This is a genomic window from Anaerofilum hominis (genome assembly GCF_014287275.1).
GTDB classification, from domain to species: domain Bacteria; phylum Bacillota; class Clostridia; order Oscillospirales; family Ruminococcaceae; genus Pygmaiobacter; species Pygmaiobacter hominis.
Window position 1 is genome coordinate 810,997 of record NZ_JACONZ010000001.1, and the last position, 24,139, is coordinate 835,135.

General features: G+C 59.9%; 21 protein-coding genes. 6 read left to right on the forward strand and 15 right to left on the reverse strand.

Annotation, left to right across the window (positions count from 1 at the left end; all coding sequences use genetic code 11):
- The first annotated feature begins 210 nt into the window (after window positions 1-210).
- Complete coding sequence (locus tag H8S23_RS03565) at window positions 211-1,269, forward strand: hypothetical protein (protein ID WP_243165822.1); 1,059 nt, start codon at window positions 211-213, stop codon at window positions 1,267-1,269.
- A gap of 105 nt (window positions 1,270-1,374) precedes the next feature.
- Window positions 1,375-2,055 carry a PspA/IM30 family protein gene (locus H8S23_RS03570; protein ID WP_186886918.1) on the forward strand — a complete coding sequence of 227 codons (681 nt, stop codon included), beginning with the start codon at window positions 1,375-1,377 and terminating at the stop codon, window positions 2,053-2,055.
- 369 nt (window positions 2,056-2,424) lie between these two features.
- Here H8S23_RS03570 and H8S23_RS03575 read toward each other — a convergent pair whose 3' ends face one another.
- From H8S23_RS03575 to H8S23_RS03585, 3 genes are all read right to left on the reverse strand, one after another.
- A complete protein-coding gene (locus tag H8S23_RS03575; RefSeq protein WP_186886919.1) occupies window positions 2,425-2,850 on the reverse strand; it encodes a nucleotide triphosphate diphosphatase NUDT15 in 426 nt (141 codons plus the stop codon).
- A gap of 66 nt (window positions 2,851-2,916) precedes the next feature.
- Window positions 2,917-3,771, reverse strand: coding sequence for a patatin-like phospholipase family protein (locus H8S23_RS03580; RefSeq protein WP_186886920.1), 855 nt, complete (start codon window positions 3,769-3,771; stop codon window positions 2,917-2,919).
- Window positions 3,772-3,893: 122 nt separating this feature from the next.
- Window positions 3,894-4,385, reverse strand: a complete 492-nt coding sequence (locus tag H8S23_RS03585) for a deoxycytidylate deaminase (protein WP_186886921.1) — start codon at window positions 4,383-4,385, stop codon at window positions 3,894-3,896.
- Between the two features lie 283 nt (window positions 4,386-4,668).
- Between H8S23_RS03585 and rsmA the strand changes: the two genes are divergently transcribed.
- A complete protein-coding gene (gene rsmA, locus H8S23_RS03590; protein ID WP_186886922.1) occupies window positions 4,669-5,517 on the forward strand; it encodes a 16S rRNA (adenine(1518)-N(6)/adenine(1519)-N(6))-dimethyltransferase RsmA in 849 nt (282 codons plus the stop codon).
- 661 nt (window positions 5,518-6,178) lie between these two features.
- On the opposite strand, the gene H8S23_RS03595 is transcribed toward rsmA, so the two are convergent.
- From H8S23_RS03595 to H8S23_RS03605, 3 genes are all read right to left on the reverse strand, one after another.
- Window positions 6,179-6,712, reverse strand: a complete 534-nt coding sequence (locus tag H8S23_RS03595) for a GNAT family N-acetyltransferase (protein ID WP_186886923.1) — start codon at window positions 6,710-6,712, stop codon at window positions 6,179-6,181.
- A gap of 714 nt (window positions 6,713-7,426) precedes the next feature.
- Complete coding sequence (locus H8S23_RS03600; protein ID WP_186886924.1) at window positions 7,427-8,011, reverse strand: hypothetical protein; 585 nt, start codon at window positions 8,009-8,011, stop codon at window positions 7,427-7,429.
- A gap of 300 nt (window positions 8,012-8,311) precedes the next feature.
- Window positions 8,312-8,674, reverse strand: coding sequence for a DUF2500 family protein (locus tag H8S23_RS03605; protein WP_186886925.1), 363 nt, complete (start codon window positions 8,672-8,674; stop codon window positions 8,312-8,314).
- A 189-nt stretch (window positions 8,675-8,863) separates the two neighbouring features.
- On the opposite strand from H8S23_RS03605, the gene H8S23_RS03610 reads away from it, so the two are divergent.
- A complete protein-coding gene (locus tag H8S23_RS03610; RefSeq protein ID WP_186886926.1) occupies window positions 8,864-9,073 on the forward strand; it encodes a hypothetical protein in 210 nt (69 codons plus the stop codon).
- Here the strand turns inward: H8S23_RS03610 and H8S23_RS03615 are convergent.
- The 6 genes from H8S23_RS03615 to H8S23_RS03640 all read right to left on the reverse strand — a co-directional run bounded on the left by H8S23_RS03615 (window position 9,058) and on the right by H8S23_RS03640 (window position 15,056).
- Window positions 9,058-11,256: a M56 family metallopeptidase gene (locus tag H8S23_RS03615; RefSeq protein ID WP_186886927.1), complete on the reverse strand. Its 2,199-nt coding sequence runs from the start codon at window positions 11,254-11,256 to the stop codon at window positions 9,058-9,060. The genes H8S23_RS03610 and H8S23_RS03615 overlap by 16 nt on opposite strands.
- Window positions 11,249-11,620: a BlaI/MecI/CopY family transcriptional regulator gene (locus tag H8S23_RS03620; RefSeq protein WP_186886928.1), complete on the reverse strand. Its 372-nt coding sequence runs from the start codon at window positions 11,618-11,620 to the stop codon at window positions 11,249-11,251. The genes H8S23_RS03615 and H8S23_RS03620 overlap by 8 nt, the downstream gene beginning before the upstream one ends.
- 738 nt (window positions 11,621-12,358) lie before the next feature.
- Window positions 12,359-12,757, reverse strand: coding sequence for a 30S ribosomal protein S9 (gene rpsI, locus H8S23_RS03625; protein ID WP_186886929.1), 399 nt, complete (start codon window positions 12,755-12,757; stop codon window positions 12,359-12,361).
- An 18-nt stretch (window positions 12,758-12,775) separates the two neighbouring features.
- Window positions 12,776-13,204: a 50S ribosomal protein L13 gene (gene rplM / locus H8S23_RS03630; RefSeq protein WP_186886930.1), complete on the reverse strand. Its 429-nt coding sequence runs from the start codon at window positions 13,202-13,204 to the stop codon at window positions 12,776-12,778.
- A gap of 103 nt (window positions 13,205-13,307) precedes the next feature.
- A complete protein-coding gene (locus H8S23_RS03635) occupies window positions 13,308-13,559 on the reverse strand; it encodes a hypothetical protein (RefSeq protein ID WP_186886931.1) in 252 nt (83 codons plus the stop codon).
- Between the two features lie 231 nt (window positions 13,560-13,790).
- Entirely contained in the window at window positions 13,791-15,056 is a 1,266-nt protein-coding gene (locus H8S23_RS03640; protein ID WP_186886932.1) for a 3'-5' exonuclease, read from the reverse strand.
- 668 nt (window positions 15,057-15,724) lie between these two features.
- Between H8S23_RS03640 and alr the strand changes: the two genes are divergently transcribed.
- Entirely contained in the window at window positions 15,725-16,891 is a 1,167-nt protein-coding gene (gene alr / locus H8S23_RS03645) for an alanine racemase (protein WP_186886933.1), read from the forward strand.
- Between the two features lie 46 nt (window positions 16,892-16,937).
- Entirely contained in the window at window positions 16,938-17,897 is a 960-nt protein-coding gene (locus H8S23_RS03650) for a type I phosphomannose isomerase catalytic subunit (protein ID WP_186886934.1), read from the forward strand.
- 502 nt (window positions 17,898-18,399) lie between these two features.
- Here H8S23_RS03650 and H8S23_RS03655 read toward each other — a convergent pair.
- The 3 genes from H8S23_RS03655 to H8S23_RS03665 form a co-directional block, all read right to left on the reverse strand.
- Window positions 18,400-20,112 carry a hypothetical protein gene (locus tag H8S23_RS03655; protein WP_186886935.1) on the reverse strand — a complete coding sequence of 571 codons (1,713 nt, stop codon included), beginning with the start codon at window positions 20,110-20,112 and terminating at the stop codon, window positions 18,400-18,402.
- Between the two features lie 11 nt (window positions 20,113-20,123).
- Window positions 20,124-22,016: a rhamnan synthesis F family protein gene (locus H8S23_RS03660; RefSeq protein WP_186886936.1), complete on the reverse strand. Its 1,893-nt coding sequence runs from the start codon at window positions 22,014-22,016 to the stop codon at window positions 20,124-20,126.
- A 74-nt stretch (window positions 22,017-22,090) separates the two neighbouring features.
- Window positions 22,091-23,881 (reverse strand): glycosyltransferase family 2 protein, encoded by a 1,791-nt coding sequence (locus H8S23_RS03665; protein ID WP_186886937.1) that lies wholly within the window; start codon window positions 23,879-23,881, stop codon window positions 22,091-22,093.
- Between the last annotated feature and the right edge of the window lie 258 nt (window positions 23,882-24,139).

Here is a 24,139-nt window from a genome sequence, read left to right on the forward strand (position 1 = left end):
ATTTGCATCCCGGTATGGTTTAATTAACTCAAGCGGTAAGGGAGGCAAAATGCTTCCCGGTCGACCAGATGGCAATCAGCACGGCGGTGTTCCCCGGCGGCGCGAGGATGCCGTTACCGTTACACTGTGCGCCGGACCCGCAGCGGGACGGCGGCGCGGCCCCTTTCGGGGGGCGAATAAAAAGTTTGGAACGACAGAAGGAGGTTTCCTGTGGGAAGATCAGGTGGAGGCGGAGGCGGTCACGGCGGAGGGTTCTCCGGCGGTTTTTCCGGCGGCGGGCGCAGCAGCGGCAGCTTTTCCGGCGGTTTCGGCAGCGGGCGCAGCGGCGGCGGGCGCTCGGGCGGCGGACGCTCTTACGGCGGCTCCTCCCATCACAGCGGCCCGGTGTTCGGCGGCTACCGCGGCCCGGTATTCATCAACACCCGGCGCTATTACGGCGCCCCCCCGCCGGGCGGCGGGCCGCGAAGGGGCAGACAGACTTCAGGCTGCGGCACCTTTCTTGCGGTGATCGTGATCCTTGTCGTCATCGGCACGGTGCTGCTCCCGCTCTTCTCGTTTGGCGGCGGCGGTTCGGGCGGAAGCTCCGGCATCGCCAAATCGACGGTGGAACGCCAGCCGCTGCCCGCAGGGGCGGTCAACGAGACGGCCTACTACACCGACGAGCCCGGTTGGATCAGCAACAGCGGCGAGCTCACAGCCGGCATGAAGCGCTTTTATAAGCAGACCGGCGTGCAGCCCTACCTCTACATCGCCGAGACGGTGGACGGCACTGCCCGGCCCACAGCGTCCGCCATCCAGGCGTATGCCGAGACGCTCTACAGCCAGCTGTTTACCGACGAAGCCCATTTTCTGCTGGTGTTCTGCGACAACGGCAGCGGCGGTTATATGTGCGGTTACTCGGTGGGCGCCCAGGCCAAGACCATCATGGACGACGAGGCTTTGGGTATTCTCGCCGATTATCTGGACCGCTACTATTCCGACGACATGGGGGACGAGGAGTTCTTCTCCCTTACCTTTGAAAAGACCGGCGAGCGCATCATGACCGTGACCAGATCCCCCTGGCCCGCCGTGCTGACCACCGTGGTCGTGGTCACGGCCGTCGTGATCGTGGTGGCACTGCTCTATAAATGGTGGAAACACGCCAAAGAGCAGAAGAACCTGGAGGCCCGGCAGACGGCGGAGATCCTCAATACCCCGCTGGAAAAGTTCGGCGACACCGAAGTCGAAGATCTGGCCAAAAAGTATGAGGACGACACGAAAGAGGAATAAACGGCTCTCTCCCCCCGCGCGGCGGGCGCCGCCCGGGGCGGACCGGCAACCATGCTTTTATTGCTGTGCAGTAAAATAAAAAACACGTTTATCAGGAGGTACACTATGGGAATTCTTTCAAGATTCAACGACATTATCAAGGCAAACGTCAACGCGGTGCTCGACAAGATGGAGGACCCCGCCAAAATGATCGACCAGTACCTGCGTGAGCTGACCGACAACCTGGCCGAGGTGAAAAAAGAGACCGCCGGCGTCATGGCCGAGGAAGCCCGCACCAAACGGCTGGTGGATGAAAACAAGGCCGACGCTGAAAAATATGCCAATCTGGCCAAAAAGGCTCTGCAGGCGGGCAATGAAGAGGACGCCAAGGTCTTTATCGCCAAAAAGCAGCAGGTGGAAAGCGCAGGCGCCGGCCTTGCCACCGCCTATGCCGCAGCCCACGAAAACGCAGTCAAAATGCGTCAGATGCACGACAAGCTGGTCAGCGATATCGAGACCCTGAACGCCCGCCGCGAGATGGTCAAGGCCAAGGTGGCCGTCGCCAAAACGCAGCAGAAGGTCAACCAGGTCAGCAGCGCTTCCGACAAGGCCGCCGGCGCGATGAGCGCTTTCGACCGCATGGAGGACAAGGCCAACCGCATGCTGGACGAGGCAAACGCCATGGCCGAGCTGAACACCGAGCCGGTGGACGAGGCCAAGGCCCTGGAGGCGAAGTACAGCGCCGCGGGCACCGACGCCTCGGTGGACGACGAACTGGAAAAGATGAAAAAAGACCTGGGCCTGTAAGGCCCGGCAAAAAAGGGACGCCGCAGGGCGTCCCTTTTTTATGGGTGCTGCGCGCCCGGCGGCCCGCAAAAGAGCGCAGCGGCGGCAGCGGGCCAAAGCGCTTTGGGACAAACCGGCCGCCGGCAGGGCGGAAGCACTGGACGCGCAGGCAAACCATCCGTTTGCAGAGGGGCGGGCGCGGGCTGCGGCCGGGAGAGGGGCTGCGCCCGCCGAGAAGCTGCCGCCCTGGGGAGGCAGTCCGCCGAAAAGCCTTACCTACCCCGCGCAGGCCGTCCGCCCCGGGCGGCGGGACGGCTTCTCCCCCCTGCGCTTTCGGCGTCCCTGCCCGGCAAGAGAATGCCTTTAAAAAGCCGCGATATACCGCAATTTTCATTTTGCTTTCTTTTGAAAAAACGCGCGGATAAATTTTTCCGACGGGGAATACAGGTTTTTGGGCAGCGCGTCCGGGCCGAACCATCGCCACTCATCCTGCTTGTCCGGCTCCATGGCCCTTGCCTCCCCCGCGCAGGTCCTGGCCACGATCTGCAGGGTCACAAAATGTCTGCCCGGCTGGATATCGTCCGCGGCGCTGAAGAGTTCAAAAGCCCCGGCGATGAGGCCGGTCTCCTCTTTCACTTCCCGCGCGGCGGCCTCGAACATCGTCTCCCCGTACTCCTGTTTTCCGCCCGGCAGACACCAGCTGTCCGGCTCATAAATGCCGCCGGTGTCTTTCGCCCCGGCGACGCGGTGCCCCAGCAGGATCTTATCCTCCCTCAAGATCAGCACCCCGACGCCCACTTTCAGCACAGGTCCCATTTTTCATGCGCCTCCCGCAAAAAACGGCCGGCGGCAAAGCGGTCCTCCCGCCTGCCCCGCCGCGGTCTATGTGTTTTTCAAAAACGCTCCCAGCTCTTCCCGCTTTGCCATGGCGGCGTCATAGCCCTCCCGGTAAAGGGTGCGGATCTTCTCCACATCCCGCTCCACCCGCGAGAATCCCGCGGTGCTCTCCGGCTCCAGGATCAGCGCCCGGCCCTCCTGTTCCAGGCGGAACAGCTCTTCCCGCGCGGCCTCATACTGCTGGGCGCGGCGGCGCATGGCCCTGCAAAAATTCGGCCAGCGGCGATAGGCCAGGTCGATCAGGGGCTGCAGCTTTTCCGGCTTTTTGTGGTAGCTCCGCTCCCGCGTGAGGATGACCGTCACCCGGTCGCAGCCCTTTTCCAGCGCCCGGCGGAAAGGGATGGCGTCCGCCACCCCTCCGTCCAGCACCGGGCCGCCGCCCAGATCAAAGGCGGGAAACAGCAGCGGCATAGCGCAGGTCGCCTGCAGCAGCAAAAAACTCTCGTCCCGCCGCGGCACCGGCAGATATTCCGCCTGCCCGCGGGCAAGGCTGGTCACCACCGCTTCCGCCTCGCCGGGCCAGGCGGCAAACGCGTCGTAATCAAACGGGATCAGGCTGTTGGGGATCTCTTCGTAGGCGAACTTGAGCCCAAAATAGCTGCGGTTTTTCCGGTCCAGCAGATTGCGCACGCCCATATACCGCCGGTCGTTTGCATAGGTGGTGAGGATATCCAGGTTGCGCCCCTTTTGCCCCGACAGATAGCTCACCCCATAGGCGATGCCCGCCGACACCCCCACCACGTAATCCGCCGTCAGGCCCAGGTCCAGCAGGGCGTCGCAGGCCCCGCTGGAAAAGATCGTGCGCAGCGCGCCGCCCTCCAGCACCAATCCCGTTTTCATGCCGTTTCTCCTCTTTTCCGCAGTCCCGCGCAAAACGCAGGCGGCCGCCCCGGCCGGGCCGCCTCAAAGCGCGCGCCCGGCCCTGCGGCCGTCCCTGCTGTTTTTTCGCTGCCGTCTGCGCCTCAGTAGCCCATCACGCCGTCCAGGCTCTCGTCCTGGGCGACCCACTCCGCTTCCACGTCCACGGTGCGGTAATGCTCGTCGTCGATCCGCACCACCACCGTGCTGATACCCGCGTTGATGACCATGCGCTTGCACATGCTGCAGCACATCGCGTTCTCCACATACCGCCCGTCGGTCACATTGCGGCCGGAGAGATACAGGGTGGCCCCGATCATCGACTTGCGCTCGGCACTGATGATGGCGTTGGCCTCCGCGTGCACGCTGCGGCAGAGCTCATAGCGCTCCCCGCGCGGAATCTGCAGCTTTTCGCGGATGCAGACCCCCATATCGCTGCAGTTTTTGCGCCCGCGCGGCGCCCCCACATAACCTGTGGAGAGGATCTCGTCGTTTTTGACGATGATCGCGCCGTAGTTGCGCCGCAGGCAGGTGCCGCGGCGTGAGACCGCATCGGCAATGTCCAGATAATAGTTGATCTTGTCCCTGCGCGCCATAAGACACCCCATCCCCGGGGCGGCGGCTCCACCGCCCGTCCCGTTTTTTTCTATGATAAACGATTGCAGCCAAATGTGCAAGTTTTGGCCTGCGCGCCGTCCGCTTTCTGCTGCGCCGGGCGCGCGCTTGTGGTATAATAACCGCAGAGCAGTCGGGACGCCGCCCGCGCCCTGCGCCCCGCCCCGCGTTTTGCGGAGGGAAAGCGGCGGGCCCCGACGCGCAGACGCTTTCATAAAAAAAGGCGCGCCGCGCCAAAAAAAGCTGGAAATGGAGCCTTTTCCCATGCCGAACCTCACCGATCTCAAAACCATCCGCACGCTCTGCGAGCGCCATGGGTTCGCCCTCTCCAAGGGCTTTGGACAAAATTTTATCGTCAACCCCGGCATCTGCCCCAAAATGGTGGAAGCCGCCGGCATCGACCGCAGCTTTGGCGTGCTGGAGATCGGGCCGGGGATAGGGGTGCTCACCAAAGAGGCCGCGCTGCGGGCCGCCCGGGTCGTCGCCGTGGAGGTCGACGAGCGCCTGCCGCCGCTGCTGGCCGAAACGCTGGCGGAGTTTGACAATGTGAAGATCATTCTGGGCGACGTGCTCAAGACCGACCTTGCCGGTCTGATCCGCCGCGAATTTGCCGGGCTGCGGGTGGCCGTGGTCGCCAACCTGCCCTATTATATCACCAGCCCCATCCTGATGAAGCTGCTGGAAGAGCGGCTGCCCATCGAGAGCATCACCGCCATGGTCCAAAAAGAGGCGGCGGACCGCATCTGCGCCGCCCCCGGCAGCCGGGACGCGGGGGCGATCAGTCTTGCCGTGCGCTATTATGCCGAGCCCAAAGTGCTGTTTACCGTCTCGCCCGGCAGTTTCACGCCGCCGCCCAAGGTCACCAGCGCCGTGATCCAGCTGCGGCTGCGTCCCGCGCCGCCGGTGACGCCGGGGGACGAGGCACGGATGTTCGCGGTCATCCGCGCCGCTTTCAGCCAGCGGCGCAAAACGGCGGTCAACGCGATCTCCGCCGGGCTGGGGCTGCCCAAAGCGCAGGTCTCCGCCGCGGTGGAGGCCCTGGGCAAGGGCCCCCTGGTGCGCCCCGAGCAGCTGACGCTGGAGGATTTCTGCGCGCTGGGGGACCTGCTGTAAAGGCGGCTTCCCGCAACAGGGCCGCCGTGCTGTACAGAGGATCGCAGGACTATGAGGGGGCCTCTGGCTGCGAAGAGAATCGCCGGGTCGGGCTGGTGCCCTCGGACTATGGGGCAGCCGCCGGGCTGTGCCGGAATCCTCAGACTATGGGAGACCTGCCGGACCGTGCGAGTGCGCGGACTCTGCGGATGCTCCTCGGGCTATGGGTAACCGCCGGGCTACGGGAAAACCATTTGGCTGTGCAGAGAGGCGCAGGGGCATGAGAGAACCTTTGAACTATACGGCCCCCAGACCATGCAGCAGCCATTGGACGATGGGGAACTGTCGCGCTGTGCAGAAAACTGCCGGACTACGCGGAAATCGTCGGGCGGCCAAGAGTTCCCATGCTATTGGGGGAACCCTTGGCCGCGAGGTGACTGTCACGCGGTACGCAAAGCCGTCAGACCATGGGGGTGCGAGATTCCATCGGGCTATGCGGGTGCTCCCCGGGCTTTCGGCCCTTGACCTTTGCCCTGCCAGTCCCTGGCGCGCTGCCGCAGCCACAAAGGCGTCCTCTATTCAAACAGCTATCTTTTTGAGAAAGGCCACCCGTTTCAGCGGGCGGCCTCTCTTTTTGCGGCAGCTGAGCGTCCGGGCACGGGAGAAACGCTCTCCCGCGCCCCTAGCACTCCTCCGGGTCCTGGGCAGTGCGCGGTGCGCGCTCTTTTTCCGGCGCGGCGTGAAAATAGAGGTGGATATCGGCAAAGCTGCCGTCCGGCAGCCGGAAGCCGCCGGGAACTGTGCCCACGCGGGTGAACTCCAGCTTTTCATAAAGGGCGATCGCCGCCCGGTTGGTGCCGACCACCGCGTTGAACTGCAGCCCTGCAAAACCATGGGGGCGCAGCTGCCCCAGGCTGTGGCGCACCAGCGCCTCCCCCACGCCCCGGCCGCGGGCGGACGGCGCCACCGCATAGCTGGCGTTGGCGATGTGTCCCGCGCGGCCGATGTTGTTGGGATGCAGGATATAAACGCCCTCCACCCGGCCTGCGGCCTCAGCCACCGCCGTCAGGGTCTGCTGCGCAAAATAGTCCCGGCACTCCTGCAGGCTCAGCGGCGTCTCCCCGGGAAAGGCGTCCCCTTTTTCCACCACGCTGTTCCAGATCTTTTGAATGGCCATCAAGTCGCTCTCGCCATAAGGCCGTATCCGGATCTCCATCCTGTCTCCTCCTTTGTCTTTTCCCGTTTGTGCCGAGCCAGCGCCCGGCCCCTGCGGCGGCGCGCTGCCGCGGCGGCTGCAGATGGGGCGGTTCAAGCCCGGGGACCGTCCGGCGCCGGGGCGTCCCGCCGTCCGGGTACCCCGGCGCAGCAAAAGCCGGTCATCCCCGCGCCGCTGAACTTCGCCGTACACACCGCCCGCCCCGGCCCGCAGATCATCCCCCCGCAAAAAAGGGGAAGCCGCTGGACTTTGACGTCTTGACCGTTTCCCTCTTATGATACCACAGCGGCGCTGCGTCCGCATCCGCACGGCCCAATTTTTGGCCCCGCGCTGCCGGAAAGGTGCAGCCCGGGACCGACGCCGTCGGGATAAAACAGTGCGGCCGGCCGAAAACCGCCGGAGAATGCCTGTCCTCCCCCGCGATTTTCGGCCGGCCGTTTTATTTCGATTCGCCGCGGCCTGAGGACAGGCCGCATGGCTACTAAAAAATAGCCTTGCGGCTATTTTTTATTGCTATGGCCCCGCCCTCGCCGCTTGCGCGGCAGCCGGGCGATCGGCCGAAAAAATGTGCTGCATTTTTGCTTGTCGGGATTATCCAAACTCTTTATAAATACGAATTTGCTGTTCTCTTGTTTTGACTGTTATCCAATATGACCACGATTTTTTCTGCCTCTTGGCCATGCAGTTTCTATCTATCTCGCTCTTACATATTATTTAAACAGAATTCTGTTTTCTATTTTTTTCAACACCCAAATAAGCGTCAATATCCTTTCGTAATGCCGAGCGCCTCCCTGTTCCCGTCAATAGTTGTTTTAAAGGTTCAACGACCAAGAGCGCACCGTTTACCGTTTCATAAGAAAGTCTGATGTGAAAATAATTGATTTGTTCTATTACCGCCATAAGATAAAACAAAGTCCCAACCACTATTCCAGATAGATTTTCTTTTACAAGTGCCGTTATAATAATTGCCGGCAGATAGGCCGTTAATAAAATTACATTTATCCATCTCAATTTATGATATATCCTACCTATTTGGATATTACTCAAAGACTTCTTTCTTTTTACTTTTTTCAACTTATTCCGCCAATAGAAACTTCCCTCGATCACTATAATAGAAAATACCAACAATGGATAAAATGAGATCCAATTTAATTTAAACGGTTCTTTTCCAAAATCCATATCAACAATATACTTTGTTGCGAAGTATAGCGCTGCAAACATTAGCGCGCCGTATATTTCAAAATTGGTCAAAAAATTCAGTTCCTTTTCTATGGGTCTTTTCTTTAGCTGTTTTGTCATATCGCTTTACCTCCTCAATTTCCCATTTATCTTTTTTGCCTCAAGGGAAAGTTATTTCATTAAAGTTGTGTTAAATTCTATATGTAATTTCAGATTATCCGCATAAACACTACATTTTAAGAAGATTTAATAACTAAAAAATATTCATTTTACCACGATTGAATGAGCTTTGACATGACACTTTAGGATGCTATACCAGCGTCCTTTTTTCATAAGAAAGGTCAATCGTAATGACTAACCGCCGTGTAATACAGATATAAAGTTGTGCAAGCTGAAAAACGATAAAAGGAAATTTATACATTAAACTTTTTCAAAATTTATGTATTTTGATTCTTTAAATGTTAGTTTTCCACAATCATTGTATTGCAGTTCTGAATATACTATTTCCTTAGTACGCAGCTCTATATTCTCTCCACCCTCTAAATTAAAAGTTATATAATAAATCAGCACTTTTCGTGTTCTATATCCAATGCCGGCACTTCGTTTACTTCGGACATAATGTTCTTCAATACGTTTATCCGTAACTGTCGCTTGGGTTACAATAAGAGGCGAGCATCTATTTTTCCACCAATTATAAATTATGATAATAAGTACTAAACCTATTACCATCGAAAACATAACAATAAATGAAGTGATATAAAAATCACCAGATTGGGTATACATCTACGGTTCACCTCCTCTTAAAATTTCAATTTGTTTATTTCCACTAAATCTCTCATTCTTTTACTATCCTCATATTGTTTATGGGTTTTGACAATATTGCTCTTTCCGCTCCCGGCAAACAATACGGCATAAAATATTTTATCATCAGGCTGCATTTTTTCTACCACTCAATAAGCAGCAAAGCCATTCGTGCTCGTCAATGATGAATGGGCTTTGCCCGCCATTGACAAGTATAAATGGCTCTGCTTGTGGGGCGATCAAAAAAGCGAAAGCAACAAGGTGCTTTCGCTTTCAAAATCAGTTTATTCCATTTCTATGCCCTTGCCATTGTTGTTTGTGCAGCATCCCGCCGATCGCCTCCGCAACAGCTTTGCGGCTGATTTTCATTCCCCGCCCTGAGACACGTCGGGGTTCTCCGGCAAAAAGAGCCGCTGCTCTGCGTCATAGTGATAATAGAGATAGTCATAATCGCCCTTTTCCTGGTTCCACTGCATCGTGACGATGTGGCCGCCGTTGGCGGGCACGCCGAACAGCACCGAGGCTTCCGGCTCATCGTGCCGCTCCACCGTCCCGATCTGGTAGATCCTCCCGGTGCGGTCGATGCTGTAGAGGTTAAACGTGTTGCCGCCGCTCCACAGATAGCTTCCCAGGGAAAAGTCTGGGTCTCCGTCGTCATTATAGTCCATGACGCGGAGCGTCACCGGCCCGTAAAAACAGGCCGTGTCGCCGGTGCCGGGCACAAAGGGCATACTGGAAAGGGTGAGCCCGTCCCGCGAGACGACGATCTCAAAATCGCCGAGATAGTTTTTCTCCCCCGCATGCAGAGGCCCGCCCGCCGCAAAATCCGGATCGCTCTCGGTCCAGAGTTTGCCGGCAGTCATGACCAGCTTGACCTCCACCCCGCTGCCGTCCGCCAGGGTCACCGGCGTGCTGCCCATGGGATGCGGGAAGCTGAGCCCGCCGGTGTCCTGCACCTCGTTGCTCTCCGCTCTACCCAAAATGCTGAGCCGTACTTCAAAATCCGGGGCGGCGATCTCCCAGCGGCGGACATAGCCGTTCAGCTCCGCGCTGATGAGGATGTTCTCAAGAGATTCGGCGTCCACCTGGGCGGTATAGGTGCGCCCTGGCTCCCAGCCGGCCGCTGCGCTCTCCCGCTCAAAAGCATGCCAGCTCATACCACCGCCCGCGGTCAGCCTGCCGCTCACCTGCAGGTCGAGCGCCCCTGTCGTGATCCCGTCCGGGATCGTGAACTGCAAAACACCGCTTTCGGCATCGTAGCGGATGCTCTGCTGCAGCTGGTCCAGCCGGTAAGACGCCCCGCCGCTGACCGGCGCGGCGGCGTCGCCCAGGTAATCCCAGCCCGCGAGCCAATCATAGCCTGCGTCAAAGCTTTCTCCGTCGATCACCAGATAGGTGTTGGCGTTGTTCCCTACCGTGTGGACGCTTCCGTCTTTCATCGTCACGGTGAGGGTCATGCCGCCGCCGGCGATGCTCTCTGGATCTTTCACCAGCCGTCCGCGGCTCTGGCGGATGTGCTCGACAACGCCCGGCAGCTCCGCTTCTGTGAACAGATGATATCGCTCTTCCGGCGAGGACGGCATCACGGTCAGTTCGATGCGCTCCACCTGCGCCGCCTCCAGATTCTGGGCCCAGCGCAGCGGCTCGGGCCGCACCGCCGGGTCCAGCACAAGGCCTGCCGCCAGCGCCGCCACTGCGGCAGCGGCAGCGAGCATCACCCAAAAGGCCGGCCGGCGATAGTTCAGCACATTTTTGACGCGGCTTTTGGCGTCGTTCTCTCCAAAGGCGAGCGGCCCGCCGTTCCAGATGCGGCGGCCGGAGGCCATTGCCAGCAGCGAGCGGGAGTAATCCGCCCGCACCCCGTCCCCCAGCTCGCGCAGGACCCGCTCGTCACAGGACATTTCCATGTCCCTGCAGGCCAGTGAAAAGGCCAGCCAGACCAGCGGGTTGAACCAGTGCAGACACACCGTCCCAAAAGCGGCCATCTTCACCAGCCAGTCCCCGCGCCGGATATGGACCCGCTCATGCCGGATGACATGTTCCCGCTCGCGGATGGGCAGGCCCGCGGGCAGATAGATGCGCGGATGCGCCACGCCCAGCACAAAAGCGGTGGGCAGGCCCGCCGCCTCATAAAGCCCCGGCCCCACCTGCACGGCCCCGCGCAGCGACCGGCGCAGCCGCAGCAGCGAGATCAGGCTGCCCAGCACCAGAGCCGCGGCCACCGCCGCCCAGACCAGCGCGCAGATCTCCAGCGGCGCCATGGCGGCAGAGGCGGCGCCCGTCCCGCCCTGCCCCGCCGGCGGCCCAGCCACCGGCGGGGAGACAAAGCCCGGCACGGCAGCCAGCTGTTCCACCGGCGCTGCCAGCGCCTGGCTGCGGGGCAGCAAACTGAAAACGGATCTCAGCGTGACCGGGCAGAGCAGGCGGAACAGCGCCGCGGCCCAAAGCGCATAAGAGAACCCTTTCGGCGCGCGCCGCAGCGCCAGCCTGGCGGCCAGCACAAACAGGATCACATAGCTGCCCTGCAGGCTCATCTGCAAAACAGTCTTGAATATCTCACTCATCCCCGGCCTCCTCCCAGCGGTCGATCAGCGCTTTCAGCTCCTCCGCCTCCCTGCGGGACAGCCCTCTCCCCCGCATGAATGCCGTCAAAAAACGCGGCAGCGAGCCCTCGAACCCCTCCTGGATCACCGCCTCCCCCTGGCGGCGGTGATATTCTTCCCGGCTCATGCGCGCGGTGACGACGGCTTCCTCATTGCGGGCGACGCCGCAGCTGCACAGCTTTTTCAGCATGGTGTAGGTGGTGGATTTTTTCCAGCCGAAAGCTTCCTCACAGCGCCGCACCAGCTCCCCGGAGGGCAGGGGCTGGGCGTCCCAGATCAGTTCTGCGAGCCGCAGCTCCGCTTCTGTGAGCGGTTTTACCGGCATCTGCATCACCTTCTTCTTTCTTTTTGTTTGGTTTATAAATTATAGACCATCCCCGTGTTTTAAGTCTATAACTTATAGACCATTTTGTCAATAGAAAAGAGCCGTTTTGGCGGGCTGCACAAAACGGCTCTTCTTTTTTGGTTTTTCTGCCTTTTTCTGCGCACCGCCATCGCGGCGGCCCGCCCCGGCGGCAGGGCCTGATTCTGAGCAGTAAGCACGAAAGCAGCATAAAACTTCCCCGCATAGCGTCGGCGTCTTTTCCCGGCGATCCGCCACGCTCCCTCTGCTTTCCGGGTCATCCGACGCCGGTGCACTACCGCGCGGAGAGATGTCCTGGGATCCGGCGGTGCGGAACGATTTCACTATGCCCCAGCCGACAGGCCTCTTTTGCCCCGACGGTGCAGCGGAACGCGGAAACGCGGCCGCCCCTGTCGTACGGCGCCAAAGATCAGAGCGCCGGAAAGACTCTTGTTGATAAAAAATAGCGCAGGCTATTTTTCAGCCATCCGCCCGGTTGCCGCGCAATCGGCGAGGTCAGGGCCCATTAAGATAAGTCGCTTTTTGATTGCGGAACAACAGAAAATAGCCGCAGGATATTTTCCCGGCCACTCGCCCAATTGCCGCGCAAGCGGCGAGGGCGGGGCCACCGAGACAAGTTGTCTTTTATCGCAAAGCAATAAAAAGAACCCCGCTCGTGCGAGCAGGGCTCTTTTTCTGTAGAATACGGAAGCGGCCGAATCAGCGCTTGCTGAACTGCGGCGCACGACGAGCGGCTTTGAGGCCGTATTTCTTGCGCTCTTTCATGCGCGGATCGCGGGTCAGGAAGCCCGCTTTCTTCAGCACGGGGCGCAGGTTTTCATCATACAGCAGCAGCGCGCGGGAAAGGCCGTGGCGGATCGCGCCGGCCTGGCCGGAAACGCCGCCGCCCGCAACGCGGACCACAATGTCAAACTTGTTCTCGATCTCGGCGAGGACCAGCGGCTGACGCACGATCAGCTTCAGCGTCTCGAGGCCGAAATAATCGTCGATATCACGGTCATTGATGGTGATCTTGCCGGTACCGTTATACACGCGGACGCGGGCAACGGAAGATTTGCGGCGGCCGGTGCCGTAGAAATAAGGTTTCGTCTCGTACATCTCTTTGTTACCCCCTCTTTACAGTGCGTAAACTTCAGGCTTCTGCGCGGCATTGTTGTGCTCGGCGCCCTTGTAGACGCGCAGGCGCTTGAGCGCCGCAGCGCCCAGGCTGTTGCCGGGCAGCATGCCCTTGACCGCGATCATCATGGCCTTGTCGGACTTTTCAGCCATCAGGGTGCGGTAGTTGACCTCTTTCAGACCGCCGATCCAGCCGGAATGGGTGCGGTAGAACTTCTTGTCCAGCTTGGAGCCGGTCAGGACGGCCTGATCACAGTTGATGATGATGACGTGGTCGCCGCAATCGACGTTCGGGGTGAAAATGACTTTGTCTTTGCCGCGCAGCAGAACAGCTGCCTTGGCGGCAACGCGGCCCAGAGGCTTGCCAGCGGCATCCAGGATATACCACTTGCGCTCGACCTGGCCGGGTTTTGCTAACGTTGTGCTCATATCGTGTTCCTCCCGTATGATCTCTTTCAAAAAAATCGGACCTGCCCGCCAAACGGGCAGAAAACACCTTTTTAAAGGCTGCACGAGTTATTATAACAGCCTGTCACAGGCTTGTCAACAAAAAAATCTGATTATTGCAATCTATGGATTCCGATCTCTGTTTTTCTTTTATTTGCTCTTTTTTTCTGCCGTATGCTCTTATGCCATTTTTCAAATAATAAGAACGGCAAAACAGCGGCGGACGACCGCTCCGCACGCCGCTGCGGGCAGATACAGTTTCCCTTGTCCCCGGGGCCTCGGCGAGGGCGATCCGGCTGATGCGATCACGGACCGCAGCCGCCGCTCTCTCCATCATTCCGATCCGCATCCTCCCTGCCGTCGGCAGGTATCGATCGGTATACTCCGGGCAACATCCCGCAGGGGCCGGCCTGCGTCCTCCTCACCGGCGGCCGCGAAACTATACAGCAAAAGCATTTTCCTTGCTTGTTTTCACAACTCCGCCCGGGTTCCCCGCCCCCCCATTTCGTTCTCCCCGCTTTTCGGGACTTTTCCGCTTTTCTGCGCGAAAGTTCCGGGGCAGGTGCGCTCACGTCCCCTTGGCATCGGCCAGCAGCGCCATAAACCGCTGCTCGTCCAAAATGCTGATCTCCGCTTTGCCGCTTTCGTTCAGCTCCGCCGCTTTCTGCTCTTTGGTGCTGTACCCCTTCGCCCCCACCAGGGCGGCGTCCTGCGTCCCCACCACAAGATAATCGGTATGCCTGGATACCGAGGATTTCACGCTTGCCCCGAGCGCTGAGACCGCGGCGGCCGCTTCCCCGCGCGAGAGCGTCAGATCACCGGTGAAAACCACTGTTTTGCCAAAAAAAGGGTTGTCGGGGTCGGCGTCCAGATTGGGGGACAAAGCGCGAAGATCCGTCTTTTTCGCCGCAAAGGCCGCGTATTTGCCTCCCTGCCGCGCGGGCGCAGAATTTTTCTGTTCCTCCTTTGCGGGCGCTGCCGCCGGGCGGGGCCGGTCGGCCGCCCGGCTTTTGCGCGGCTGCCGGACAGCCGCCGCGGGGGCGTTTTCACCAAACGCACCTCCCTGCATCTCCCGCAGATAAGCGTCACAGATGCGCACCCGCGCCTCCCCTGCCTGCACCAGCAGCACGGCTGAATCGTCGGACAGGGCGGGATATTCGAAGCCCACCGCCTCGCAGGCGACGGGGCCGTCTGTGAACACGCCCTTATAGATCAGAGGCTTGCGCTTTTTAGCGGTCAGCGGCGAAAGCCCCAGCGTTTTGAGCAGCCGCAGCCAGTCCGCTTCCTCTTCAAATGTACGGCAGCCGGGTTCTTCCGCCGGGACGCCGGCCTCCATCAAATGGGGCAGCAGCGGCCCGGCGGAGAGATGCCGGTAGACCTCCAGCGTGGCCCGGGTGTCCTCCAGCGCATCATGAGCCTTGAACTCACAGCCAAAAAAGACCGCCACGGTGGAGAGGGTGCGCCGCTGGTTGCCGAAATGAGCGGCGAACAGCTTCATCGGGTCCGCGCCCCAGCGCAGCCTGCGCGCATCCACGCCGTAAGCCGTTAAAAATCCTTTTTCAAATTCGGCGTTGTACGCCACCACGGTCTTTGCCCCGGCCAAAAGCTCCAGTACGCGGGGCAAAAGTTCCCGAAAAGTCGGTTTGTCCGTCACCATGCCGGGGCTGATGCCGTTGATCTTCTGCGCGGCCTCCCAGGCGGTATGCCGCTCCGGCCGGCAGTACTCGTTCATCAGCACCGAGCCCGCACCGTCCACCATCGAGACCTGCAGCACCTCGTCCGTCCCGGCATCCAGGCCAGTGGTCTCAAAATCCAACACGATCAAATCTCTCATTTTTTACACGCCTCTTCCACATCCGCGCCGCAGAGTTTTTATTGTGACGGAACGATATCCCTGCCGCTTTTGTTCTTTTGACGCCCCTGCGCGCGGCGCCCGCCGTCCCCGGCGGATGCGTTTCCGGGTAAGCGCGGCGCAGCTGCTTTACAGCCCCCTGCCCCAAGCGCGGACAAGATCGGCGCCCCGCCTGAGGGCGAAACATCAGACATCAACGCGGTATCCTCTTCTTTTTCGCCATTATACCACACCCGGTCCCCTGTGTGCAAAAGCGTGTTTGCGGTACAAAATTGTCGTTTCAATGTACTGCAAGGCGGGTCGTCTGCCTTTTAGCCTCTCCGTTTTGGCGGCGGGGCGGCAGACTGCACAGCCGCCGCACCGCCGCTCAGGGGGGCAGGCGCCTCTTATTTTTTGTAATTTTGTTCCAAAAAATAACATTTTGTACTAAAATTTGTTTTTTGTCGACCCTGCAGCAGCCCGCAAAGAGTCGATACCGTCCCTGCAGCCGCTTTTATGCCCCGCTGCCAATGGGGCAAAGTCTTTTGGGGTCGCCCTGCTTTTATTTTATTTGCCCCCCTTTTGTGCTATACTAATGCCAAACAGGCACAGGCGCGCCCCCGGACGGGGATCGCGCAGATCGCCGAAAGAGGAAAAAAGGAGCTTCCAGAATGGAATTTGAAAAGAGATGCTGGGCCGAGATCGACCTGGACAAAATAGAACACAATTTCAGGGTCATCAAGCGCCGCGCCCCCCACAGCATGATCATGGCCGTGGTCAAGGCGGACGCCTATGGGCACGGGGACGCCGTCATCGCCTCCACACTGGAAGAAGCCGGCGCAGACCGGTTCGCAGTCTCCGGTTTTGCCGAGGCCCTGCGGCTGCGCCGCGCCGGGGTCACCCGCCCCATCCTGGTGCTGGGCTATACCAGCCCTCAAAAAGCGGCGATGCTGGCCATCAACACCATCACGCAGACCGTTTATTCGCTGGAATATGCCCGTCAGCTCTCGGAGGCCGCCGTGGCGGCCGGGGTAACGGTCAATGTCCATATCAAGCTGGACACCGGCATGGGGCGCATCGGTTTTGCCGTGCGGGACGATATGGAGGCGGCGGTGGCGCAGGTCTGTGAGGCCACCGCGCTGCCCGGGCTGTGCCACATCGGCATCTTTACCCACTTTGCGGTGGCGGACTCCGCCCTGCCGGAGGACATCAGCTACACCAAACGGCAGTTCGAGCTGTTCTGCGAGGCCGTCCGCCGTCTGGCGGCCCGCGGCGTGACTTTTCCCGTCGCCCACTGCTGCAACTCGGCCGCGATCCTCGCCTACCCGGATATGCAGCTGGACATGGTGCGGCCGGGAGTCATTCTTTACGGTTACCGTCCCAGCCCCGACGTGACCTGCAGCGAGCTGTGCGGCGCGCTGGAGCTGAAAGCCGCCGTCAGCCTGGTGAAATCCATCCGCCGCGGGGACGATCTCAGCTACGGCCGCATCTTCACCGCAGACCGCGACATGCAGGTGGCCACCCTGTCGGTGGGCTATGCCGACGGATACCAGCGGGCGCTGTCCAACCGGGGGGTGGTCTCCATCCATGGTCGTCCCGCGCCGGTGGTCGGCCGGGTCTGCATGGATCAGATCATCGTGGACGTCACCGGCATCCCCGGCGTGCAGCAGGGGGACGTGGCCACCATCTTCGGCGGCGGCGCGGCGGACTCGGTGGACGATATCGCCGACAAGTGCGGCACTGTAAACTATGAGATCATCTGCGACATCGGCCGCCGCGTACAGCGGGTCTACACCCGGGGCGGCAAGCCGATCCAGGTGACTGATTATATGGAATAAACGGCGGCGCTCCCCGCCGGAAACTGAAATACAGGGAGGGTAAACCATGCGCACACCATGCAAGCTCAGTCCGGTCTTTAAGGATTATCTTTGGGGAGGGCAGCGTCTGCGGACCGTATTCGGCAAGCAGACCGATCTGTCCCCCCTCGCTGAGAGCTGGGAACTCAGCGTACATAAGGACGGCCCCTGCGTCATCGCCAGCGGCGGGGATGCAGGCCGGACGCTGAAAGAGGTCCTGGACGCAGACCCCGGGGCCCTGGGCACTGCCTGCCCGGAGGGCGGCCTGCCCATCCTGATCAAACTAATCGACGCCAGGCAGCAGCTTTCGGTGCAGGTACACCCCACGGAGGAGTATGCCATGGCCGTGGAGCATGAGCACGGCAAGACCGAAATGTGGTACGTCATCCAGGCGGACGAGGGGGCCGAGCTGCTCTACGGCTTTCGGCATCCGATCTCCCAGCAGGAATTTCGCGCCCATATCGAGGACGGCACTCTGCTGGACGACGTCAACGCGGTCAAGGTGCGGGCGGGGGACGTTCTGTTCATCGAAGCGGGCACCCTACACGGCATCGGCGCGGGCTGTCTGATCGCCGAGATCCAGCAGAATTCCAATTCCACCTATCGCATCTTTGACTACGGCCGCAGGGATAAAAACGGTGCCCTGCGCGAGCTTCAAATCGAAAAGGCGCTGGCCGTCACCCGGCTGGCCCCGCCTGAGCGGCCCGTCGGCCCCGTGGGGCCGGAGATGGACTGCGGCGGCTACACCGAGACAGTGCTGGGTCTGTGCGACTACTTTTCCACCACCCTGCTGAAAGTGCGGGATTCTGTCCCGCTCTGCGCCGACAGCAGGAGTTACCACGCGCTGCTGCTCACCAGCGGCGCAGCGGAGCTGAAATACCCGGGCGGCAGCCTTGCCATCGCCGCGGGGGAATGCGTCTTTGTCCCCGCGGGATGCGGCGCCTACCGGGTCAGCGGGATCTGTGAACTGCTGCTGACCACGCTGTAGCTGCGGCAAAGGATGCAGCCAAAAAGCCCCGGCGGCGTGCCGGGGCTTTTTGTGCTTTTGGGGCGGCAAGTCCTCCGCCGCGCCGCCTCTGCTGTGCGGGGGCTGTCAAAGCGGCCCGCTTTTTAGGGCCGCAAGATCCGGACGCGGCCGTGGCCGGCACCGGCAAAGCCCGGATACGGCACAAAAGGCGCTTTCCCGGCAGGGCTGCCGGGAAAGCGCCTTTTGTGAGACGATTTTTTCGGTGTCGGCCGCTGCGCCCCATCCCCGGCCCGCCTGCAAAGCCGCGATCACCTTTGCAGCGCGGCACGCAAAGGCCGGCCGGAGCCGCTGCCATTGCCCTGGCCCTGAAACCCCAGCGCGCCGGCTTGCAGCGCAGACGGAAAAGCCCGTCGCAGCAGCCGCCTTTGCCGGCCCCGCAGAAAATGCAGGCGCGCGGTCAGACGTTTTCGCGCCGTGTGAGGAACAAAACACAGCTGCCGGGGAGCGCCGAAGCTTTCCGGCTTTAGGCGCTCTGTTTCCCGTCCGTGTGCTCTTCCCGCTCCTGCTGCGGCCCCTCCAGCCACTTGGCTGTGCCATATGCCAGAAATGCCAGCAGCAGCGGGCAGGCCGGCGCCAGATACATCAGGTATCCCTTGATGGAAAAGCTCACCGCCATCAGATAAGAGATCGCCGCGACCCGCAGCAGGCCGCTCAACAGAAAGCCCAACAGCAGCAAAGCGCCCAGCAGGTCCCGGGGAGGCTGTTTTCTGCGAAGGCCGCGCACCGCCGAGGCCGCTGTGCGGCAAAGCCACCATCCCGCCAGAAGCAGCATGGGCCAGAGGAGGATGCGCTGCAGCCAGGTGGCAAGGTTAAGAAATTTGTAGATAAAGTGCTGAACAGGAGTAAAATATGCAGCATTGGTGTTTTCTATCGCCACTTTTGTGCTGTTACAATGCAGAAACTCTTCCCAGTCTGTGCTCTGCTGGGGTGTGGCAATAGATAATAGCGCGGTGGGCCGGGTCTGCTCATAAAACGCCAAAATGCGCAGCTGCTCGCTGAACTTTTGCAGCGTGGGCGCAAGGTATTCCCCTTTGAACGGGGCAAAGGTGCCGGACCGCTTTGCGCCTGCGGGCAGCAGCCCGGCGTCACAGGCCGCGTTCACCTCTTCTGCCACCGCGGCATAAAACTGGCGCGCTGTTTCCGGATCGGCATAATAGCCAGCAAGGCCAGCTGCCTTGCGGATCGCCCAATGGATGCCCCCGGAGTTGATCTCTTGGTCTGGAACGCTGCCGTATCCGTTGTAGATATCCTCTGTCTCCAGATAAGGCTCGATCGCCGCAAAAGTCGGAGACACCTCATAGAGGGCAAACCTGGTGGTTCGCGGTACCAGCAGATACCTTTGCTGGTCTTCCGGGCAGGCGCGGGCAAGCGCGCCCATCGCATCCGAAAACTCGCTTGAGGTGAAGTCGCTGACGATAAAGCGGCCGTAGACTTTTTGATTCATGCCGCACCAGGCCGCAACACAACCGCCCCACAGCGCCAGCGGCACCGCCAGCAGCGCCAGCTTTGCCGCCGTTTGCCCCACGCGGCCCCACAGCAGAAAAACGATGTAAAGGACCGCCGCGCAGAGCAGAAAGGGCACCAGCAGCGCGTTGTCCTCATGCGACAGCCAAGCCGCGCCCAAAGCCAGGCCCGCGGCGAGATAAAACGGCAGCGCCCGGCGGGCGGGCTCTCGATAGCGCACAAAGGCGCCCAGCAGCCCCGCAAAGGACAGCAAAACCAGGGCGGGATAAATGTTGTCCCGGTAAGCGCGCAGGCTGTGCTCCGCCCAGGAGGCGGGGGTCCAGAGCACGATGCCGAAAACGAAAAACCGCGCCAGATTTGTCCTGAACAGCGGCCGCAGCGCCCCCAGCAGCAGCAAAGCGCCCACCGCGAACAGCAGCTGGCCCCCGATGAGAAAATTCAGGCCCAGCTTGTTTAAAAAAGCGAGCCAGAGCGCAAAAAATGAATGTTTGCCCAAAGTCAGCCAGTTGTAATCCCCCAGCCACCGGCCCGCGGCAATGCTTTTGGCCAGGTCCACCATCAGGGTATCGTCGATGGGGGAGAGATCCGGCGACGCATACATGAGCTGAAAACTGCAGAGCAAAATTTTGAGGCCGACCAATGCCAGGGCCGCGATCCAGAGCGTGCGGGCGCTGAGGTCGTGCCGCGTTATCAAGCCATTAATTCTCTTCACGATTTTCCCTCTCAATCCAGTGGGTCCTGCGGGTGCGGCGGGGCCGGCGGCAGCTTTCCCCCGTGCAGCAGACGCTGCAGCCGTTCAAACGCCTGCGGCGAAAGCAGCAGCTGCACAATGATCCAGAGCTTTTGTTTGAAGCCCAGCTTCGCTTTAAAGGCCTGCTCCAACGTCATTTGATAGCGGCGCTCGTCATAAAAATCTTTGATCCCGCGCATGCGGTATTCGATCAGGTCCGGCTTTTGCTTGCTGGGTGTCTTAAATATCCTCGCAAAGCGCATCGCATATTCTCTTGCATTCCAATATTCCCGGGTCACATCTGCCCAGGATGCGCAAAAACCACACAGTTTAGAACAGGACTGGGCAGCAAGGGGAAGCAAAAATTCTTCTGCCGGCAGTTCCGTTTTAAGAGAAGATATTTTTTCCCAGGGAAGGCCGCTCAAAAGCTCAAGGGTTTTTGTCTCCGCAAAAAAGGCGCTTCCCGGCAGCCGCAGCAGTTCTTCTCCCAAACATTGTTTTCCTATTTCAGCTTCTTTCAATATTTCCACTAAAGGAGAGAGCGTCTTTACCGACAAAGTGTTGAAAAAAGCGTTTCCCAGTCCTTCCGGAATCGGGGAGAGAACGCTGATCCCGGGCACCTCGCGCAGCATTTTTAAATCTGCTGAAATATCACCCAAGGCCCTAAAATTGCTGTGAACCAATGACATATCTTGTAGGCTGTCTGGCAGAAAAGTAGGCACAAGCGGTAAATAGCAGCAGTATTGATAGGCTTTTATCTCCTGCCACAGATCTCGAAACAATCTAAAAAAGCCATTTTTTTCTTCGATCAAGACTTTGGCCTGGGGCAGAAAATCTTCTAGCGCTGCTTTTAATACGCCATCAGTGACCAGACAAAAAATCTGTCCCCCCGCCGGGAGAGAACGAGCCGCCGCTGCGGCGTAAGGGAATATCATGGGATCTGACAGCCATAGTACCAGGGCCGTCCGTCCCTGCTCTGCCGTCCCCGGCCGGGGGCAAAAAGTCGGCGCCAGGGCCGCAGTATATTCCGCACAGGATACTGTCCGCGTTACATTTTGTAAAATGTATTCAGTCCTGTAAGTTTTAAGCTTATTCAAGTAAAGATAAAGCTCCCAGCTTTCTCCTCCAAAAGGGATGCCAAGGATCGAAGTGCGTGCCGCAAAAAAGCTTTTGCGTTTCACCAGCGGCGCACGCTTTTCTTTCACCATTTCCACCGGTATCCCCATCAGGGGATAATCCATATAGGGTTCCCACTCACTGCAGTCCAGATAGGGCTCACCGCAAAATCCAAGATTCTCGAAATATTTAGTGAACTTCACCTCATGAAAACTGACTGCCTCGACATAATCATGGATCGGCGGCAGCCCGCGCCAATATTTCCAAAACTCCGGGCTCTGCAGCAGGCTGCTGCGCACTGCGAAAAAATAACTCTGGATATGGGGAGGGATATAGCCGTATTCCACCTTTTCCCACATAGTGCCGGTGAGGTCGGCCTGCAGGCCCTTGTGCCGGGTCATTCCCCAAAAATCCAGATCGCGCGCGCCCATTGCGCTGAACATTTCTTCGAGCGGATAGAGGGGGCCAAACACGGTCTGGTTGAAAAACAGAACTTCGTCGGCGCCGCGCGCCCTCTCTTCCAGATGAAAGAGGCCCTCTTTATACCCGGTGACGTCCAGGCCCTCGTTGGGGCGGCAGAGGATCTCGTCTGAGACTGCGGCCAGCTTTTGCCGGCCCTCTGCCGTCAGCTCCCCGTTGACCACGCAGAGCAGATAGGCACAGTGTTCCCGCACAGCCCCCACCAGAATCGGGATATAATCGTCCACAATGCCGTCCGCATCATAAAAGGCAAAAATACCGACTCTGTCCGGCTTTGACAGCAGCTTCATGCGCAGCAGCCTCCTCTCCTCAGATAAAATACAGCTTCTGGGGCGGGCCGCACGGCTCCGCCCCGGACATCCGTTCAATAGGCGGGCAATACCGCGGCCTCGGAAAAATCTTCCATGTCCAGCGTCAGGCTGGGGTTATAAAAGGGGTCGCGCAGCAGGACCTCGCCGTACCGCGCTTTCAGGCGGGCGCGCTCGCCGTCAAAACGTTCCTTCGCCTCCCCCTTTTTGTCCAGACCCCGGCTTTTGCTCTCGCAGTGATAGGCCTCGGCATAGGGGGTGAAAAGCACGCTGTAGCCCGCGCCGCGCAGCCGCAGGCAAAAGTCCACATCGTTGAACGCCACGGTGAACCCCTCGTCCAGCCCGCCCACCTCATCAAAGACTGCGGTTTTGACCATCATCATGGCCGCCGTCACGGCGGATAGGTCCTGCACGGTCGCCAGCCGGAACATATACCCGCTGTGCCCGCGCCTGGCGTACTTATGGCTGTGCCCGGCATAGCCGCCAAGGCCGGTGATCACGCCCGCGTGCTGAACGGTATCGTCCGGATAGTAGAGCATAGCGCCCACCGCGCCCACGCCTGGCTGCTTTGCCAGCATCACCATCTGCTCGATCCAGTCCGGCGTGAGGATCTCAATATCATTGTTGAGCAGCACCAGGAATTTGCCCTGCGCCTGTCCGCGGCCGAAATTATTGATGGCGGAAAAATTGAACGCGCCCTCATAGCGCGCCACCCTCAGGTTCGCATGCGCGGCCTGCTGCTCCTCGTAATAGCGGAAAGTCGCCTCGTCCTGCGAGTTGTTTTCAATGACGATGACCTCGAACTTCGGCCAGGTGGTCTTGCCGTAAATACTCTCCAGGCAGCGGGAAAGGTCCTCCACATGGTCCTTGTTCGGGATCAGGATCGACACCAGCGGCTTTATCCGCAGATCGTACTCCACCTTATAGGTGGACGGAAAACGGCCGTCCACCGCATGTCCCCTGATCTTTTTCCGGGCCAGGTGCTCGTCGATGGCCCGCTTTGCCGCCTCCGCCACATAGGGTTTGGCCTCCACGCCACTGCTGGTGCTCCCCTCGTGCAGTCGCCAATAATACAGCACCTTGGGGATATGGCAGATCTTTTTGGTCTTTTCGGTGAGACGGAAAAAGAGATCGTGGTCCTGGCTACCGTCAAACTCCGCCCTCAGCCCCCCCACTTTCCAGAACAGCTCTGCTGAAAAAGCGGCGATATGGCAGATATAGTTGCAGTTGGTGAGGTAATAGGGCGCAAAATCCGGCTTGAAATGCCCCACCCGGGGGCGCAGGTAATCGCCGGAGAACAGCGCTTCATCGCTGTAGATGAACTGGGCGCCCGAAGCCGCCGCCTGTGCCAGCTCATAGCAGGCGTTGGGCGACAGGATGTCGTCGTGGTCCGCCAGGGCCAGATAGCTACCGGTGGCCAGGCGCGCGGCCGCATTGGTGTTCTCACTGATGCCGGCATTGCGGTCCAGCTTTACATATTGGATGCGCGGACTCTTGCAGGCCGAGACGATCTGGCGCACATAGGCGTGCTCGGAATCGCTGGCGTCCGCGAGGCAGAGCTCTGAGTTCTGATCGGTCTGATAGAGAAAGCTGTTCAAAAACTCTTTGAGGAATTTGGGGTCCGTGTTGTAAAGCGCAGTGCAGATGCTGATCCGGGGCAGGGCCGTGACGTCCTCCCGCCGCTGGCGCTCCAGCTCCGCCCGTGCGGGCAGAAAACGCCCCTTTTTGCGGCGCAGCCTGCGGCGCAGAAAGCCGCTCATCTTGCGCAGGGTAAAGCCGGGGCCATCCTCGCGCACCATTTTAAAAAAAAGCAATACCAGTTCTTTGAACCGTTTGAGACGATGCATATGTTCTCCTTACTGGGATAAATTACTGAGATAAAATCAGAGGGCCCGGCCGCGGCGCCTTTTGGTCCCGCACGGCAGACCCGCGCGCAGGTCCCTGCCGCGCCCCGCCCTTTGGGCAGCCCGGGCGCAGACACCCGCGCATAAAAAGCGGCAGCCAGAACAGTCCTGTTCCCGCCCCTCGCTGCGGCGGCCCGGGTAAAAGCCAAGATGGGGGCAGGCCGCGCCGTCCCCGCGGACGGCGGCATGACAGAGGGGCAA